Origin of the sequence: Pseudomonas sp. FP597 (assembly GCF_030687435.1) — a bacterium.
Classification (GTDB): Bacteria; Pseudomonadota; Gammaproteobacteria; order Pseudomonadales; family Pseudomonadaceae; genus Aquipseudomonas; species Aquipseudomonas lactucae.
Genome location: NZ_CP117432.1, coordinates 5,775,422 through 5,790,721, shown reverse-complemented (window position 1 = coordinate 5,790,721; position 15,300 = coordinate 5,775,422). Strand labels below are relative to the sequence as shown.

General features: G+C 59.1%; 13 protein-coding genes. 4 read left to right on the top strand and 9 right to left on the bottom strand.

The features are described from left to right. The first annotated feature begins 33 nt into the window (after positions 1-33). From PSH66_RS26520 to PSH66_RS26505, 4 genes are all read left to right on the top strand, one after another. Positions 34-762, top strand: coding sequence for an ABC transporter substrate-binding protein (locus tag PSH66_RS26520; protein ID WP_305427961.1), 729 nt, complete (start codon positions 34-36; stop codon positions 760-762). Between the two features lie 129 nt (positions 763-891). After that, entirely contained in the window at positions 892-1,509 is a 618-nt protein-coding gene (gene ribA, locus PSH66_RS26515) for a GTP cyclohydrolase II (RefSeq protein WP_003176352.1), read from the top strand. Beyond that, positions 1,506-1,925, top strand: a complete 420-nt coding sequence (locus PSH66_RS26510) for a hypothetical protein (protein WP_003176351.1) — start codon at positions 1,506-1,508, stop codon at positions 1,923-1,925. The genes ribA and PSH66_RS26510 overlap by 4 nt, the downstream gene beginning before the upstream one ends. Continuing rightward, complete coding sequence (locus PSH66_RS26505) at positions 1,922-2,707, top strand: cobalamin-binding protein (protein WP_141063410.1); 786 nt, start codon at positions 1,922-1,924, stop codon at positions 2,705-2,707. Before PSH66_RS26510 ends, PSH66_RS26505 begins: the two co-directional genes overlap by 4 nt. Positions 2,708-2,725: 18 nt before the next feature. On the opposite strand, the gene PSH66_RS26500 is transcribed toward PSH66_RS26505, so the two are convergent. The 9 genes from PSH66_RS26500 to PSH66_RS26460 all read right to left on the bottom strand — a co-directional run bounded on the left by PSH66_RS26500 (position 2,726) and on the right by PSH66_RS26460 (position 15,166). Beyond that, positions 2,726-4,615 (bottom strand): TonB-dependent receptor domain-containing protein, encoded by a 1,890-nt coding sequence (locus PSH66_RS26500; protein WP_042945342.1) that lies wholly within the window; start codon positions 4,613-4,615, stop codon positions 2,726-2,728. Positions 4,616-4,693: 78 nt separating this feature from the next. Continuing rightward, positions 4,694-6,592, bottom strand: coding sequence for a 1-deoxy-D-xylulose-5-phosphate synthase (gene dxs, locus PSH66_RS26495; RefSeq protein ID WP_305427960.1), 1,899 nt, complete (start codon positions 6,590-6,592; stop codon positions 4,694-4,696). Positions 6,593-6,703: 111 nt separating this feature from the next. Continuing rightward, positions 6,704-7,591: a (2E,6E)-farnesyl diphosphate synthase gene (gene ispA, locus PSH66_RS26490; RefSeq protein ID WP_003176347.1), complete on the bottom strand. Its 888-nt coding sequence runs from the start codon at positions 7,589-7,591 to the stop codon at positions 6,704-6,706. Further along, positions 7,588-7,830: an exodeoxyribonuclease VII small subunit gene (locus PSH66_RS26485; RefSeq protein WP_003176346.1), complete on the bottom strand. Its 243-nt coding sequence runs from the start codon at positions 7,828-7,830 to the stop codon at positions 7,588-7,590. The genes ispA and PSH66_RS26485 overlap by 4 nt, the downstream gene beginning before the upstream one ends. A 74-nt stretch (positions 7,831-7,904) precedes the next feature. Further along, entirely contained in the window at positions 7,905-9,044 is a 1,140-nt protein-coding gene (locus tag PSH66_RS26480) for a Fic family protein (RefSeq protein WP_305427959.1), read from the bottom strand. A 371-nt stretch (positions 9,045-9,415) separates the two neighbouring features. Beyond that, positions 9,416-9,805, bottom strand: a complete 390-nt coding sequence (locus tag PSH66_RS26475) for a hypothetical protein (protein ID WP_305427958.1) — start codon at positions 9,803-9,805, stop codon at positions 9,416-9,418. 5 nt (positions 9,806-9,810) lie between these two features. Then, entirely contained in the window at positions 9,811-10,056 is a 246-nt protein-coding gene (locus PSH66_RS26470) for a hypothetical protein (protein ID WP_225908827.1), read from the bottom strand. A gap of 149 nt (positions 10,057-10,205) precedes the next feature. Further along, positions 10,206-10,538 (bottom strand): hypothetical protein, encoded by a 333-nt coding sequence (locus tag PSH66_RS26465; RefSeq protein ID WP_078734841.1) that lies wholly within the window; start codon positions 10,536-10,538, stop codon positions 10,206-10,208. Next, on the bottom strand, positions 10,535-15,166 hold the full coding sequence (locus PSH66_RS26460; RefSeq protein WP_305427957.1) for an RHS repeat-associated core domain-containing protein: 4,632 nt from the start codon (positions 15,164-15,166) through the stop codon (positions 10,535-10,537). The genes PSH66_RS26465 and PSH66_RS26460 overlap by 4 nt, the downstream gene beginning before the upstream one ends. Positions 15,167-15,300: the final 134 nt, after the last annotated feature.

Below are 15,300 nucleotides of genomic sequence, written 5' to 3'. Positions count from 1 at the left end.
TCGCGATGCAAGGCTTTGCAGGAGGTCGTACCCATGGACGTGCGCCGCTGGCTGTTGATGCTGCTGTGTGTCGTTTCGACCTGTGGGTGGGCAGAGGATCGGTCGGCGCTGCCCGGCAAAGTCATGCTGGCCAGTGAAGCCTGGGAGGACTACACCAACGCCGACGGCAGCGGCCTGGCCTGGGACGTATTGCGACGGGTATTCGAGCCGGCCGGGATCACCTTGCAAACCCGTATCGAGCCCTATACCCGCGCCGTGGGCCTGGCCCAGCGCGGTGAAGTGGACGGTTGGGTCGGTTCTTACCGCGATGAGGTCAAGGGCGTGCTCTACCCGCGCTGGAACTTCGACTCCGACCAGATCTATGCCCTCGGGTTGGCCACCTCGCCGACACCGAGCGCGGCGACGCTGGGCGATTACCGACTGGCCTGGGTGCGCGGCTACAGGTACGAGGCGTATTTGCCTAACGTTCGGCGCTTTAACCAGATCCAGCGGCGCGATGGCATTTTACCGATGCTCCAGCATGGCCGGGTCGACTTCTATATCGATGCCCTCCCCGAAGCCAATGAGGTGCTCAGCCAGGCGCAAGACCCAGCCACATTCCGGCTCACTCCCATCATCGATCTGCCGCTCTACGTAGGCTTTGCCGATACCGAACGTGGACGTGCATTGCGCACAGTGTTCGACGAGCGCATGGCCGTGCTGGTGAAAAGTGGCGAGCTGAAGCCGATTTTCCGGCGCTGGAAACTGCCGTATCCCTTCTGACCTGCATAGAACCGGGATGAAGGCCAATCAAACCGATTGATCTTTATCAGCGATAATTCAGCTTAAGCGTCTGTAGGAACCTGCTGTTACAATGCCCGCCTCTGTGAAATCTGAAATCAGGAGCACACGGTGCCCGTCGTTTTCGTCGCTGCCTCCAAGCTGCCTACCCCTTTTGCCACGTTCACCATGCATGGCTTTCTCGAAAAAGCCACCGGGCGCGAGCACGTTGTGCTCAGCCTGGGCGATATCGCCGATGGCGCGCCGGTGCTGGGGCGTCTGCATTCCGAGTGCCTGACCGGCGATGCGCTGTTCAGCCAGCGGTGTGATTGCGGCTCGCAATTGGAGGCCGCCATGCGCGCCATCGCTCGCGAGGGCCGTGGCGTGCTGCTGTATTTGCGTCAGGAAGGCCGTGGCATTGGCCTGCTGAACAAGATTCGCGCCTATGAGTTGCAGGATGGCGGCGCCGATACCGTTGAGGCCAACGAGCGCCTGGGCTTCGCCGCCGACCAGCGTGACTACGCGATCTGCCTGCCGATGCTCGAACACCTGGGGGTCAAATCCCTGCGTCTGATGACCAACAACCCGCGCAAGGTCAACGCTTTGACCGAGATGGGCATCACCGTCGCCGAGCGCGTGCCGCTGCACACCGGGCATAACCCGCACAACAAACTCTACCTGGCCACCAAGGCCAGCAAGCTCGACCATATGATGGGCAACGAGCACCAGGGCGAGGTCGATCGCGCGTGACCCGCGGTCAGGTAAAGCGACGACTGTCGTTCGACTGGTGGCAGTACCTGGCCCTGGCGTTGCTGCCGTTGTTTGTGATCAACCTGGTGTTCGGCCAGGCACAATCGCTTTTGCCAGTGCTGGCCATGCCGTTCTTTATCGCTGGCGTGGCTTCGATGTTTTTCAGCCTGCGCTTCTTCAACGGCTATAAACACGCGTTGATCGCGACCTCCAAAGCCCTCGATACGCCTGAAGAACCGGCGGCCTGGATCACCCTGGCGGCCCGTCGGCGTGCGGCCCTGCTGGTGGCGGCGATCCCTGCCTGGGTGGGCGCGCTGGCGGTGTTCGTCGGGCTGGAGGCGGTGCCGCTGTTTCTGCTGGCGCTGTCGACGATGGTGCTGTTCTACCTCTACCGCATCCCGCGTCAACTGGGGTGATGCGCTGCTGGCTGGCCGTGCTGTTGGTGCTGAGCGCCCAGGCGTTGGCAGCGGAGCGCGTGGTGAGCCTGGCGCCTTCGCTGACTGAAATCGTGCTTGAACTGGGCGCCGCCGATCGGCTGGTGGGCGTGCTGGACGGCGGCGACCGGCCTGCCGCATTGGCGAGCGTGCCGTCCGTGGGCCATTACGGCCAATTGAACATCGAGCGCCTGCTCAGCCTCAAGCCCGACCTGATTCTGTTATGGCCCGGCAGCATCGGTCCGGCCCAGCGTGAACAGTTGCAGCGCCTGAATATCCCTGTCTACGTCGCCGAACCCCATAGCCTTGAGCAACTGACGGCACAGGTCGACGCCATTTCCCGGCAACTGGGCCGGGCGGATGCCGGTCGCCAGTTGGCTGCCCAGTTGCGTCAGCGCCTGGCCGAGCTGCGTCAGCGCTATCAGCGGGCCGAGCCGCTACGGGTGTTTTATCAGGTGTGGAACCAGCCGCTCTATACCGTGGGCGGCGGGCAGATCATCAGCGACGCGTTGACGGTATGCGGTGCGCGCAATGTGTTCGATGACCTGAAGCTGCCTGCGCCGCAGGTCAGCATTGAGTCGGTGTTGCAGCGCGAGCCCGAGGTGATTCTGGTCGGTGACCAGGCTCAGGCGGATGCCTGGAAGGTCTGGCCGGCGATGGCAGGGCGGGTGCGGCTCGTGCCGGACAAAGGCCTGGAGCGGCCCAGTGGGCAGATGCTGGAGGCGGTGGCGCGGTTGTGTCAGGTGATTTCACCTGGCCTGTGAGGCCGGTACAGGCAACGATCAGATTTCGGGTGTCCACGTCACCCCAACCCTCCACACCCGACCGTCTTCCCGATAATCCTGATTGTTCAAGAACGAGGGATCGTTGTAGCTGTACATCGCCCGTGCATAGGATTTATCCAACAGGTTATCGACCTTCAACGACAGCACCACCTCCCGACTCAGCGCCCAACTGCTGCGCAGCCCGAGCAAGGCGTAACCGCCCAGGCGCTGCGTGTTGTCTTCATCGTCGTAACTGCTGCTGACCGCCTGCCAACTGGCCCCCAGGCCCAATTGGTCGAATTGTCGATCCACATCCAGGCTCAACGTACGCCGTGCGCGACGGGCGAGGGTGTGGCCGCTGTCGCGGTCGCGCGGGTCGATGATCGACAGCCCCAGGTTGCCCTGCCAGCCGAATAGCGTCTGCTTGAGCGCCGCTTCAACGCCGTTGATGCGTGCCGATGCCACGTTCTGCGGCTTGCCGGTGCGGTCGAGAATGATCGCGTCGCTCAAATCGGTGCGGTACAGCGAGGCTTCCAGGTGCGTGCTGTCAGTCAGTTGGCTGCGCCATTGCAGTTCGTAGCTTTTCGAGGTCTCGGGCTGCAGGTTGGGGTTGCTGTATTTCGCGTCCGGGTAATACAGGTCGTTAAAGGTCGGCGCCCGAAAGCCTTCGCTGTAGGTCAGCAATACATCGTTGTCGGGGTTGACCGGCAAGGTCAGGGTGCCGCTCCAACTGTTCTGGCCACCAAACTGCTGGTTCTGGTCGCGGCGCAGGCCCAGTTCGGTGGAGAACCCGTCGCCGTGGAAGCGGTGCTGCACGAACGCGGCGCGGTTCCAGCGGCTGTTTTCTGTAAACGTGGTGGAACCGTGGAAGCGATCCTCGTACCAGTCGCCGCCCAGGATCAGGCGGTTCTGCTCATCCAGCGTCAAGTCGTTCTGCCAGTTCACTGAGTCGCGGTAGGTGTTGAACACGCTGAAGTCATCGCTGAGGGTGTCGCGCTTGGTGTCACGGTTTTCGCTGTGGCCCAGCTCCAGGCGCGACTGCCAGCGCTCGCTGAGTGTGGCGTCCAGATAACCGCTGGTGCTGCTGACCGCGTAGTCGGTGTAGGGCTTTTGCCCCAACGTCTGCCCGCTGGCGGCGTCGTAGCGGCCGAAGCTGTTGTCGTATTCCGATTTACCGCGGTTATCCAACAGGTTGAACCCCGCCTCCAATTCGTCGCTGAATGAATGGCTGAGGTTCAGGCTGACCGACTGGTTGCGGTAGGCATCATGATCGCCGTCACTGGGGAATGACTGGTGCGTGGCGTTGATGCCGGCGGTTTCATCCAGGCTCGCACCGAGGTTGAAGCGCGTGTGTTCATCGCCGCCCGACAGGCCGAGGCTGCGTTCCCACGTGTCGTGGCTGCCATAACCCAGCTTAAGGTGCGGTTGCAGGCCTTGTTCGGCATTGCGTCGGGTAAACACCTGGATCACCCCGCCGATCGCATCGCTGCCGTAGATCACCGAGCGAGAACCGCGCAGCACTTCCACGCGCTCGATCTGGTCGACGTTGAGGTATTGCAGACCACTGTCGCCGGAAGTGGTGTTGGCAATGCGTTGGCCGTCCACCAGTACCAGGCTCTGGGCGGATTTGGTGCCGCGCAGGTAGATTCCCGGCAAACTGCCGCGTCCGCCGGTGGGCGCCACTTGCACGCCGGGCACGCGGCTGAGCAGGTCGGTGAGGCTGGTGGGTTGCAGGCGGTCGATGTCGTCGCGGGTGAAGACGGTGTTGGCGGCACTGCTGTCGTTGCGCGCCTGGACCTGGCGGTTGGCGCTGATGACCACATCGGGAAGTTTGAGGGCGGCGTCGCGGGTGTCGGCGAGCAGCTCGGGTGTGGGGAGCAGCAGCAGGGCAAGGTACAGGCGTTTCATGGGCTGTCTATGGCACTTCAAGATGGCATAAATCAAATGTGGGAGGGGCATGTCCCCTCCCACATTTTGATCCGGTTTCTACAGGGAGAGCAGCGCCATACGCTGGCGCACAGATGCCTCAATGCCTGCCTCATCCAGTCCACACTCCGACAGCATCTGCGCCGGCTTGGCGTGTTCGACATACACATCCGGCAAGCCCAGATGCAGCACCGACTTGAGGATATTCTCCCGCGCCAGAAACTCACTGACCGCCGCACCGGCACCGCCCATGATGGCATTTTCTTCGACAGTCACCAGCAACGCGTGGCTGCCGGCGATTTCGCGCACCAAGGCTTCATCCAGCGGTTTGACAAAGCGCATGTCGATCACGGTGGCGTCGATTTTCTCGGCGACTTTCAGCGCTTCGGCCAACTGCACGCCGAACACCAGGAAGGCGACGTTGCTGCCCTGGCGACGCACGATGCCTTTACCGATCTCGATCGGTTCCAGGTCTTTTTCGATCACCGCATTCGGGCCATTGCCGCGTGGGTAACGCACGGCGGCCGGGCCGTTGTACAGGTGGCCGGTGCTGAGCATCTTGCGCAGCTCGTTTTCGTCGCTTGGCGTCATCACCAGCATGCCGGGAATGCAGCGCAGGTAAGACAGGTCGAAGCTGCCTGCATGGGTCGGGCCGTCTTCGCCGACCAAACCGGCGCGGTCGATGGCGAACAGCACATCAAGGTTCTGTACCGCGACGTCATGCACCAACTGGTCATAACCGCGCTGCAGAAAAGTCGAGTAGATCGCCACCACCGGCTTGGCGCCTTCACAGGCCATGCCGGCGGCAAACGTGACGGCGTGCTGCTCGGCAATCGCCACATCGAAGTAGCGCAGCGGGAAGCGCTCGCTGAAGGCAACCAGATCGGAGCCTTCTTTCATCGCCGGGGTAATTCCCACCAGGCGCGGGTCGGCGGCCGCCATGTCGCACAACCATTCGCCGAACACACCGGAGTATTTCGGCCCGCTGGCCTTTTTCGGCGCGGCGGCGGGGGCGTCCAGGGGTTCGAGTTTGGTGATCGCGTGGTAACCAATCGGGTCGACTTCCGCCGGGGCGAAGCCTTTGCCCTTTTTGGTGACGATATGCAGGAATTGCGGGCCCTTGAGGTCACGCATGTTACGCAGCGTGGCGATCAGGGTCGGCAGGTCATGCCCGTCGATCGGGCCAATGTAGTTCCAGCCCAGCTCTTCGAACAGTGTGCCCGGAACCAGCATGCCCTTGGCGTATTCTTCGGTACGACGGGCAATTTCCCACGCGCCAGGCAGACGCGAGAGCACTTTCTTGCTGCCTTCGCGCATGCTGGCATAGGTGCGGCTGGAGAGAATCTTTGCCAAATAATTCGACAGGCCACCGACATTGCGCGAAATCGACATGTCGTTGTCGTTGAGGATCACCAGCATGTTGGCGTCCACTTCCGGCGCATGATTCAGCGCTTCGAAGGCCATGCCGGCGGTCAGCGCACCATCACCGATCACCGCGATCGCCTTGCGGTCGCTGTTTTGCAGGCGGGCAGCAATCGCCATGCCCAGCGCTGCGCTGATCGAGGTGCTGGAGTGGCCGACGCCAAAGGTGTCGTACTCGCTCTCGGAACGACGCGGGAAGGCGGCAACACCGTCCTTCTGGCGCAGGGTACTCATGCGCTCGCGGCGGCCCGTGAGGATTTTATGCGGATACGCCTGGTGGCCAACGTCCCACACCAGCCGGTCGTCCGGGGTGTCGAACACGTAATGCAAGGCGATGGTCAGCTCGATGACGCCCAGGCCGGCACCAAAATGCCCACCGGTCTGGCCGACCGTGTAGAGCAATTCCAGGCGCAACTCATCGGCCAGGGTTTCCAGCTCGGCTTCACCCAGTCGACGCAGGCCGTCCGGCGTGGCAGCACGGTCGAGCAGGGGCGTGGACGGGCGCTTGCGGGGAATCTCTTGAAACGTCGTGGGCATCAGGCGAATCGTTATAGGTATAGAAGAGGCGGCAGTTTACCTCAAGCATCGCAAACTGCCCACGCAGAGCGCCGAACTTGGCCGATATGCGGCTGCAATGGCCGCGGGTTATCAGTGGCGGCGTTCGACGATATACCGCGCCAGGTCACGCAACGGCTCGGCCGCCGCGTCGAAAGGTCGCAGGGCGTCCAGGGCCTGGTCGCGCAACTCAAGGGCATACGCCTTGGCCGCAGCAAGCCCGAGCAGTGCCGGATAAGTCGGTTTGTCCCGTGCGATGTCGGCGCCCTGACGCTTGCCCAGCGTGGCGGTGTCGCTCTCTACGTCGAGAATATCGTCCTGCACCTGGAACGCCAGGCCGATGGCCCGGGCGTAAGTCTGCAAGGCCGCCAATTGCGCAGCTTCGGCGCGGCCGCTGGCCAGCGCGCCCAATTGCACGGCGGCCTCGATCAGCGCGCCGGTCTTGTGGCGGTGCATGTGTTCGAGGGCTTGCTGATCCAGCTTGAGGCTGACCGAACCCATGTCGATAGCCTGCCCGCCGACCATGCCGGCCGGGCCGGCAGCCAGGGCCAGGGCGGTGACCATGCGCAGGCGGATCTCGGCATTGACGCTGCTCAAGCCCGGGTCCAGCAATGCACTGAACGCCAGGCTCTGCAAGCCGTCACCGGCGAGGATCGCATAGGCTTCATCAAAGGCTTTGTGAGTAGTCGGCTGGCCGCGACGCAGGTCGTCGTCGTCCATCGCCGGCAAATCGTCGTGTACCAGGGAGTAGGCGTGAATCAGCTCAACCGCACACGCCGCGCCATTGGCCTGCTCGGCCGGCGCGCCCAGGGCTTCACACGCGGCATAGGCCAGCAACGGACGCACACGCTTGCCGCCGTTCATCACGCTGTAGCGCATGGCTTCGTACAGACGCTTCATTTGCGGACTTGGCGCAACAAACAAGGGTTCCAGCGCCGCATTGACCCGGGCTTGGCTACTGGCCTGATACGCGTCGATCATTCCGGCTGTTCCGCATCGAAAGGTTCTTCGGCCAACTCCCCGTCACGTTCCAGCAACACCTGTACCTTCTGCTCGGCCTGCGCCAACGCGCTTTGGCAGTCGCGGGTCAGGCCGATGCCCTGCTCAAACGCCGTCAGCGAGTCCTCCAGCGACAACTCGCCGTTCTCCAGACGCTCGACCAGGGTTTGCAGGTCGGCGAGGGATTGTTCGAAATCGAGTGCAACTTTTTTGCGGGCCATGGCGGCAATTCCGGTAGACGGTAAACCGGCGCGACACTAGCAGACATGGGGAATTGGGGCAAATGAGCGGGGTGTCAACGGTCCGTTGTATTGACCTGATAACGCGTGCTGCGGCCGCCTCCGGGGAGACGGATCAGGCAGTTTTTTTCCAGCAGGTCGGCCAGGTGGCGTGTGGCCGTCGCTTTGGAGACCTTTGCCACTGTTTGGTATTGCGCGGCGCTGATGCCGTGTTCGAAGCCCCTTTCACCACCGTCGAGTAAGCGGTTGAGAACTTTTATCTGCTCGGAGGACAACGCAAGGTCGCGGTGTTGCTGCCAGAACCGGCTCTTGCCCACTACTCGGTCTATCCGCGCCATTGCCTGTTGTACGCTGCGCAACAGGGTTTTGAGGAACCATTCCAGCCAGGCGGTGATATCCAGTGTGGCTTTCTGGCTGGATTCCAGCGCGCTGTAATAGCCGGCGCGGTCCTCGAGGATACTGGCCGACATGGCATAAAAACGGATGGATTGGTGTTCGCCCTGGGCCAATGCCAAATCGGTAATGGCACGTGTTAACCGACCGTTGCCGTCATCGAACGGATGCAGCGTGACAAACCAGAAATGCGCCACGCCGGCACGCACCAGGGGGTCCAGTTCCGGTTGATCGCGACTGGTTTCGAACCATTCCAGAAAGTCATCCAGTGCCTGCTCCAGGCCCAGGCGCGGCGGAGCCTCGAAATGCACAGTCGGCCGATCAAGGCGCCCCGACACTACCTGCATCGGCTCGTCTCCCCTCAATGATCCAATATTGAGTGCTCGGGCGGCATAGCCTGCCTCCGGCGCCGGGAACAACAAGTGATGCCAGTTCAATAACCTGTCGAGCGTAAAAGGCAGGGTGAATTGCTGAGTTGCATCCATCATCAGCTCGGCGAGGCCTTCGCTGCGGCGGCTGACCTGGCCGTCATTCATCGCCTCCAAGCCCATGCGTCGTGCCAGCGAGGAGCGAACGGAGCCAACATTCAGTTGCTCACCTTCGATCGCAGAAGAGGTCAGGATATTTTGCAGCAGCGCATCCAACTCATTTTGCGCACTGACTTCCTGGGGGAAGGAACCTAGCATACCTAGGAGCCGACCTTGGGCTTGCCCACATTCGCGTAACAAGACGGCCAGACGGGCGGGTTGCCAGTGGAAATGCGGCCAGTCGACGTGTTGCCAGATCCAGTGTGGATGGTCCATGAGGGAGCGCCTGGGTGCGTGAGCCGAATAGAGAGGTTATTCGGCTCATATGGTGAGCCGATTGTGCATTTTATTTGGCTCGGCGTCCATGGCGGTGCTTTGTGGCAGTGAGGTAATTGCAGGTGAAGATGAACTTGTATGAGAAGGTGCTGCGCCTGTAATCAAGGTATGAAAATTGTTTTTTGCGCTGGTGGTCTATTAGAAATAAAAAAACAGCTGTTTTTTTGTAAAAAAGATACGATCTTATTTGTGTTGTCTACAGTTGAGTTGTAGTTGGTTGTCGATAGGATTTCAAGCTTAATAGCTGAGTATGTAAGGTTTTTAATTGTTTCGTCATCAAGATAGGTCGTTGACTGGCGAATCTCTCTTTACTATGCCCACAGTACGCAGTCATGATCATCTAAATGGACCAGAAACGTTAGCTCATGGTCAGTTATCCAAAATGGATAGCCGGTCGTTTCACTTATAATCAACGCAAGCTCTTGCGCGCTCCGAAGTTTCCACGCTCTGTAAGCTGTATCGAAAACTAAGAGCGTAAGGCCTGTTTTGGTTATGCGTTCTGGTATTTCTTTCCAGAAGTTCGGGTTGTATTCAGTATGTTTTTCGATGAGGTTATTGAGGTCTAAAATATCGCTCTGTGATGTAAAAAATGTCTTTGTTATGGAATTTATTAATGCTGCGAGTTCTTTCGCTTGTAGTTTTTCATGCTGAATTTTCAACGTGTTAAGGGTTTCGTCTATTTCTTCTTCTAGATAGCTCATTAGTATCAATTGATTGCGCGGTAAAAGTTAGAGGAGGGAGTCCAGTCATGGTTTTTGATGATCTTTATTTGAAGATGTCCCTTTGTATCGAATGAAGGAAACCAACCTGCGTCAAGTAAGAAGCCGTCCGGGCATTCCACCTGTAGCAGTTCCTCCTTCAGGTTGTGTACTTGATCTTCAATCGTAGAATTTCCCAGCAAAGAAAGCTTATTATAGGTGATATTGCCTTTTATGAAATCTAACGAGCTCATTTGGTTAATCTCCTGAATTCTTGTTCTGGAATAGGGTGGCCGTGAGTTGTTTTTGCGCTTAACTCTATGCGAATCCAGCGACTCGGCGCACCCTCGCTTGCGCCGTTGATAATGCTGATAAAAGCTCTTTATTAAGTGTATGCATTAGGCTAGAAGAAAAAAAACAGTCCTGTATGGTTCTTGATTGCGACTGTGTTCAGGTGGATCATTTTTTTTATTACTGATGAGTTTTCAGGTGTCAGATGGGCTTCGAATATCGCTAGTGCCTTGCTGAGGTCCTCATTGGTATTGATAGTTTCGTCTTCGTAGTCGTCAATTATTTTCCCCAGGGTTTTATTTATAGCTTCCACTGCGCCAGAGGTCAGAAGTTTTTTATACTCTTCCTCGGTGAGGTGAATGCTTTCAAGTAGAGAGTCTGGGCAATCATTTGTATCTAATAGCCTCATGGCCTCCGGTGTAAGTGGGACACAAATTATCTTCATTGTTTTGGTTCCTTGTTGAAATGAGTGGCTTCATTGTATTCACTTTGTGTTCTGCCCATTTGCTTTCCTGAAGGAGATGTCTTGTTGTTGGGTACGACGCCTTCAAGACTTAAGTATCGTCTCGATCCCGGTAGTGATGGGTCGTAGATCCTGAAGTAGTTTCCATTGATGTCCTCTACAATTTCAACGCCATTGAGAGGGTTCTTGTATATTTTTTTACCTTTATCTGTCTTGGTCACGGTTGGATCGGCGCCGGCAAATTTGACAATGTTTTCATTCAAGTCGGCTGTTTTCCAATTCGCTGAGTATTTAGCTGATCGCTCAGCACCTCCTGCTTTTGGTAATACAGGGTCTCCTTCATCAGCTTTTACAGTTTTGGTTGGGTCATTAGCAGTTACCTCTGCCTTACAACGATCTTCCCCAGGGCAGGTACTTAACCCTAATGGGTCTATCCATCCCGTCGGATTGGGTACGTACTGGTAGGCGTTGATCCCTCCCGCCAGCTTCACCGGGTCCGGCGTCAGGTAACGACCAATATCTGGATTGTAGTAGCGATGGCGGTTGTAGTGCAGCCCGCTTTCCGGGTCGAAGTATTGGCCTTGGAATCGCAGCGGGTTGTCGACTTTTCCGATGTCGAGTCGGCTGATTTGGCCGTAGGCGCGGTAGTGGGCGGACCAGACGATTTCTCCGTCTGGAGCGGTGAGTTCTTGGGGCGTGCCGAGGTGGTCGAGTTGGTAGTGGTAGGGTTTTGTTTCGTCTGGGCCAAAGCCTTCCAGCAGCACCAACGGCCTAAAACTATTGGGTTCGTAGAGATAGCTGCGATGGCGGTCCGCATGGTGTTCGGCGATCAGTTTGTCGCCTTGCCAGAAAAATTCAGTGGTGATGTCGTTGACGGTTTTGCTGATACGCCGCCCGAACGGGTCATAACGGTAGCTGGCGGTTTGGCCGTTGGGTTGCGTAATACCGATCAGGCGGTGCTGGCAGTCGTAGCTGTACTCGGTAACGAGTTGATGCCCTTTGCCACGCCGTTCGCGGATCAGGTTGCCGAAGGCGTCGTAGTCGTAGTGTCGGTCGCCCTGAATCATCAACCGATTGCCCGCCACAATGTCCGGGCCGGGGCGGTCTTGCATCAGCAGGTTGCCGGCGGGGGTGTGGGCAAAGCGTTCCTGCAGGTCTTGGGTGTGGTCGGCGCGGGTCAGGCGGTTTAGCGGGTCGTAGCGGTAGTGGTGTTCGCCTTTGCGGGTGTCGTTGAGGCGGGTGAGGTTGCCGGATTTGTCGTAGTCGTAGTGGCGTTGGTAGAAGTAGTTCTCCTGCTGGGTGACGGTGTGGGCGTGCAGGCGATGCTGGTCGTCGTAGTGGTAGTGGCTGAGGAGTTGGCCTTGTTGGCGTTGGTGCTCTTGGCCGGCTTTGAAGAGGTGTGAAGTCAGCAGCGCGTCGTTGAGTTCGACGGTGGCGAGGTGACCGCCTTTGGCGTGGTTGAACACCAGTCGGTTGTTGTCTGGCAGGCGTAGGTGTTGCAGCTGACCGCAGGCGTCGTAGCCGTAGCGCAAGGTGCCCCAGCCTTGATGCTCGGCGGTCAGGCGGTTTTGGTTGTCGTATTCGTAGGCCAGCGCCCAGTGGCCGTCTTCGACGCTTAAGAGGTTGCCTTGGCGGTCGTAGGCGTAATCAACGGTATTGCCGTCGGGGAGGGTTTTTCTTACAAGGCGTCCGGCATAGTCGCGCTCGTAGCGGGTGATTAGCTGACGGCCGTCGTCGCCGTGTTCAGTTTTTTCCTGCAGGTTGCCGTTGAGGTCGTAGACGTAGGCGGTGCGCTGGCCGTCGAAGCCGATTTCCTGCTGGATCAGGCCGTTGGGGTGGTAACCCAGTCGGTAGATTTCACCCACTTCGTTTTCGATTTCGGTGAGCAATAACCGGGCATTGTCGTAGCGGTACTTGACCTGGCTGCCGTCTGCATTGATACGGCGGCTGATCAGGTGCAGGCCATCGGCGTATTCGTAGCGGGTGACATGGCCGAGTTCGTCGCGTTCGGCGGTGATTTTTCCGTAGGGGTTGTAGCTGTATTCCCGCGTGGCACCGCCGGGGAGTACGACGCGAATTAGCCGATCAACGCTGTCCCATTGGTATTGGGTCAGCGCGTCCTGTTCATCCTCGCGGGCAATCTGGCGGCCCAGATCGTCGTAGCGGTAACGCTTGATGCCGCCATTGGGCAGTTGCTCCTCAATGAGCTGACCGCGTTCATTCCACACCAGGCGATGACAGCTGTGATCCGGATACCAAACCCCCGTTAGTTGGCCGTATTTGTTGTAGCTGTAGTCTGTGGAAGTACCGTCAGGGTCGGTCTTGCGAATGACATCGCCCTGATCGTTACGCTCGTACTTCCAGGCGGCCTCCCCACGTCTTACAACCCGTACGAAGCCATTGTCATGCTCGTAGGACGTCGGTTCATCATCCCCCGGAAACAACGCCACCAAGCGTTCGGCGTCGTCGTATTGATACGCCGTCACCGCCCCGAGCGGATCCTGCTCGACCGTCAGCCGGCCTTTAGCGTCGTAGGATTTGAAGTGCTGTGCGCCGTCCGGATCGATACGCTGCACCAGTCGCGCACGCTCATCGTGGACATACACTTCCTGGCTGCCGTCGACGTTATGCACGACAACACGGCCATCATCACCCCAGACATACCGCGTATCCATCTGCGAAAAACTGGCCCAGTGCCGGACACAGCGCGCCGCCTTGCCAGCTCTTTCCCATTCCCAAAAGAAGCTCGCACCACCGGCCAAGCCCCGCTCCAGAATGACGTGCTGCTCGTCGTACCGATAAACCTCACTTTCGCCTACGGCATTGGTCGCCGAAACCAGTCGTCCCACGTCGTCATAGGCGTAGGAAACAACGCTCTGCTCCGTCACCCATTCGTAAGGCTCATACCCCTTGGCCCGCTGAACCTGGTAATCCACCGCCACGATGCGGCCCAGTTCATAACGCAAAAACAGCGAGCGGCCGACACCGTTATCCAACCGCTCAATACGGCCCATAAAATCCCGGGCAATCCGCAGCCGGTTGTCATACGCATCACTGATCGAGACCAGCACGCCGTCGCGAAAGTGATAAAACCGCGACGCCTGGGCCAGCACCAACTCATCCGGCGATGACCCCAAATAGATCGCCGCTTCAGCCAGGCTATTGGTGATTGCCGGGCGAACAACAGTTGGCATCGGAAACGAAGTAATGCGATTCTCATGGTCCGTCCACACCACCGAATCGCCCGAAACAGAAAGCCGCTGCGCCAGCGAATGGCTCCAACCAAACCCGAGCCCAACATCCACTTCCACCGCACTGGTGCGATACAACCGCGTCCACTCAAACGGCAATATCCCGTCCAGCACACCATCGGTCAGGGTGAGCAATTCCTCCCCGGTGACCATCGACACCGGGCAGCCATTGGTCACGGTCTTGTCCGCTGAAGCCGCCGCATCCCCGTTCAGGTTTTTCCCCGAAACAGGCGCATCGTCCACATGCTCGGTCTGCTTCAGCACCGCGTTCTGCCGCGCCCGCCAGCGCATCTGCAAGGTGCCTTGCTTCACCCCGCCGACCACCCCGCGAATCGCTACCGCCTTGTAGCGATCCACGGTCTGCATAAACCGGGTCAGAATCTTCAGCAGGCCTTCAACAAAACCTACCGCGGCATCCAGCATTTGCGCGCCGTACTTGACCAAGCGCACACCCAGATACGCCACACCCGCCGCCTGCAAGGCGATGGTCAGCACCACGCCAATCACCAGATCGACCAGCAGCGACACCACAAACCCTGCACCTACCTGCGCAACCTGGCCGGGCGGCAGCGCGTCCAGCCACAGCATCGCCGTGCGCACCAGCAGGAACAACGCCGCCTCGTCACTGGCCAGCAACATCGCCTGTTCCATGACCTTGGGCGCATCGGTGGCGATTTGCGCCAACTTGGCTGCCTGATCACCGAGCTGTTCGACGTACTTCAGCGGGTTTTCAAGGATCGCCTGCACCAGCTTGATGCTGTCCCACACGTCCATGATCGCGGCCCAACTGCCCGCCAGCACGCCGCTGCCAATCGCGCTGGCGGTGGACTGCTCCCAATACGGTTTGACGGCTTGCCAATGAGACCGAAGCCACTGCTCCAGGTCTGCCGTCAGCCCGGCATAGGAGGCAAACAACGCATCCACCTGCTCTGCCGACACGCCGCCCTGCACCCGCACCTGATAACGCCCACCGGCAGCGCAGTAGTGCGAGCCCTTGCCGTGCTCGTCGAGCATGAGCATCGTGGAGCTGCCATCGTCCAGCCCGATTACTTCAACCGGGATGTCGCCAATCGGCACGTCATACAGCGACTCGAATTGGCTCTCGATCTTCAACTCACCGCCCACCGGGCAACGGGCCACGGTGGAAAAGTCGGCATCGGACAGGCTCACGGAGCGCTGCGTATCCCCCACCCGCACCACCCGCTCCATGCCCAGCAACGACGGCATATCCGCGGCATGGCTCACCGAATCGAGCGCACGGGAATACCAGGCCCCCATCTGCTGGCGATACACCGCCAGGCTCTGATGAAAGCCATTCAGCTCATGTTCGATATAGGCAATGTGGGCGGCGTGGGTCATCCGTGACGTCTCGGCAGGGGGCAAGGCGTCGGAGTCTGCCGCAGCAAAAAGCGGCTGGATGAACGGTTGGGAAAATCAGAATGGGCTTACGACAGCGGCGTAAAAGTCAGCGCCAATTCGCGCTGAAGGGCTAC

What these genes read in the sequence shown, in the direction of transcription:
- PSH66_RS26520 (WP_305427961.1), top strand. Translation starts at nt 34, where the DNA reads ATGGACGTGCGCCGCTGGCTGTTGATGCTGCTGTGTGTCGTTTCGACC.
- PSH66_RS26500 (WP_042945342.1), bottom strand. Translation starts at nt 4,615, where the DNA reads ATGAAACGCCTGTACCTTGCCCTGCTGCTGCTCCCCACACCCGAGCTG.
- dxs (WP_305427960.1), bottom strand. Translation starts at nt 6,592, where the DNA reads ATGCCCACGACGTTTCAAGAGATTCCCCGCAAGCGCCCGTCCACGCCC.
- ispA (WP_003176347.1), bottom strand. Translation starts at nt 7,591, where the DNA reads ATGATCGACGCGTATCAGGCCAGTAGCCAAGCCCGGGTCAATGCGGCG.
- PSH66_RS26485 (WP_003176346.1), bottom strand. Translation starts at nt 7,830, where the DNA reads ATGGCCCGCAAAAAAGTTGCACTCGATTTCGAACAATCCCTCGCCGAC.
- PSH66_RS26480 (WP_305427959.1), bottom strand. Translation starts at nt 9,044, where the DNA reads ATGGACCATCCACACTGGATCTGGCAACACGTCGACTGGCCGCATTTC.
- PSH66_RS26475 (WP_305427958.1), bottom strand. Translation starts at nt 9,805, where the DNA reads ATGAGCTATCTAGAAGAAGAAATAGACGAAACCCTTAACACGTTGAAA.
- PSH66_RS26470 (WP_225908827.1), bottom strand. Translation starts at nt 10,056, where the DNA reads ATGAGCTCGTTAGATTTCATAAAAGGCAATATCACCTATAATAAGCTT.
- PSH66_RS26465 (WP_078734841.1), bottom strand. Translation starts at nt 10,538, where the DNA reads ATGAAGATAATTTGTGTCCCACTTACACCGGAGGCCATGAGGCTATTA.
- PSH66_RS26460 (WP_305427957.1), bottom strand. Translation starts at nt 15,166, where the DNA reads ATGACCCACGCCGCCCACATTGCCTATATCGAACATGAGCTGAATGGC.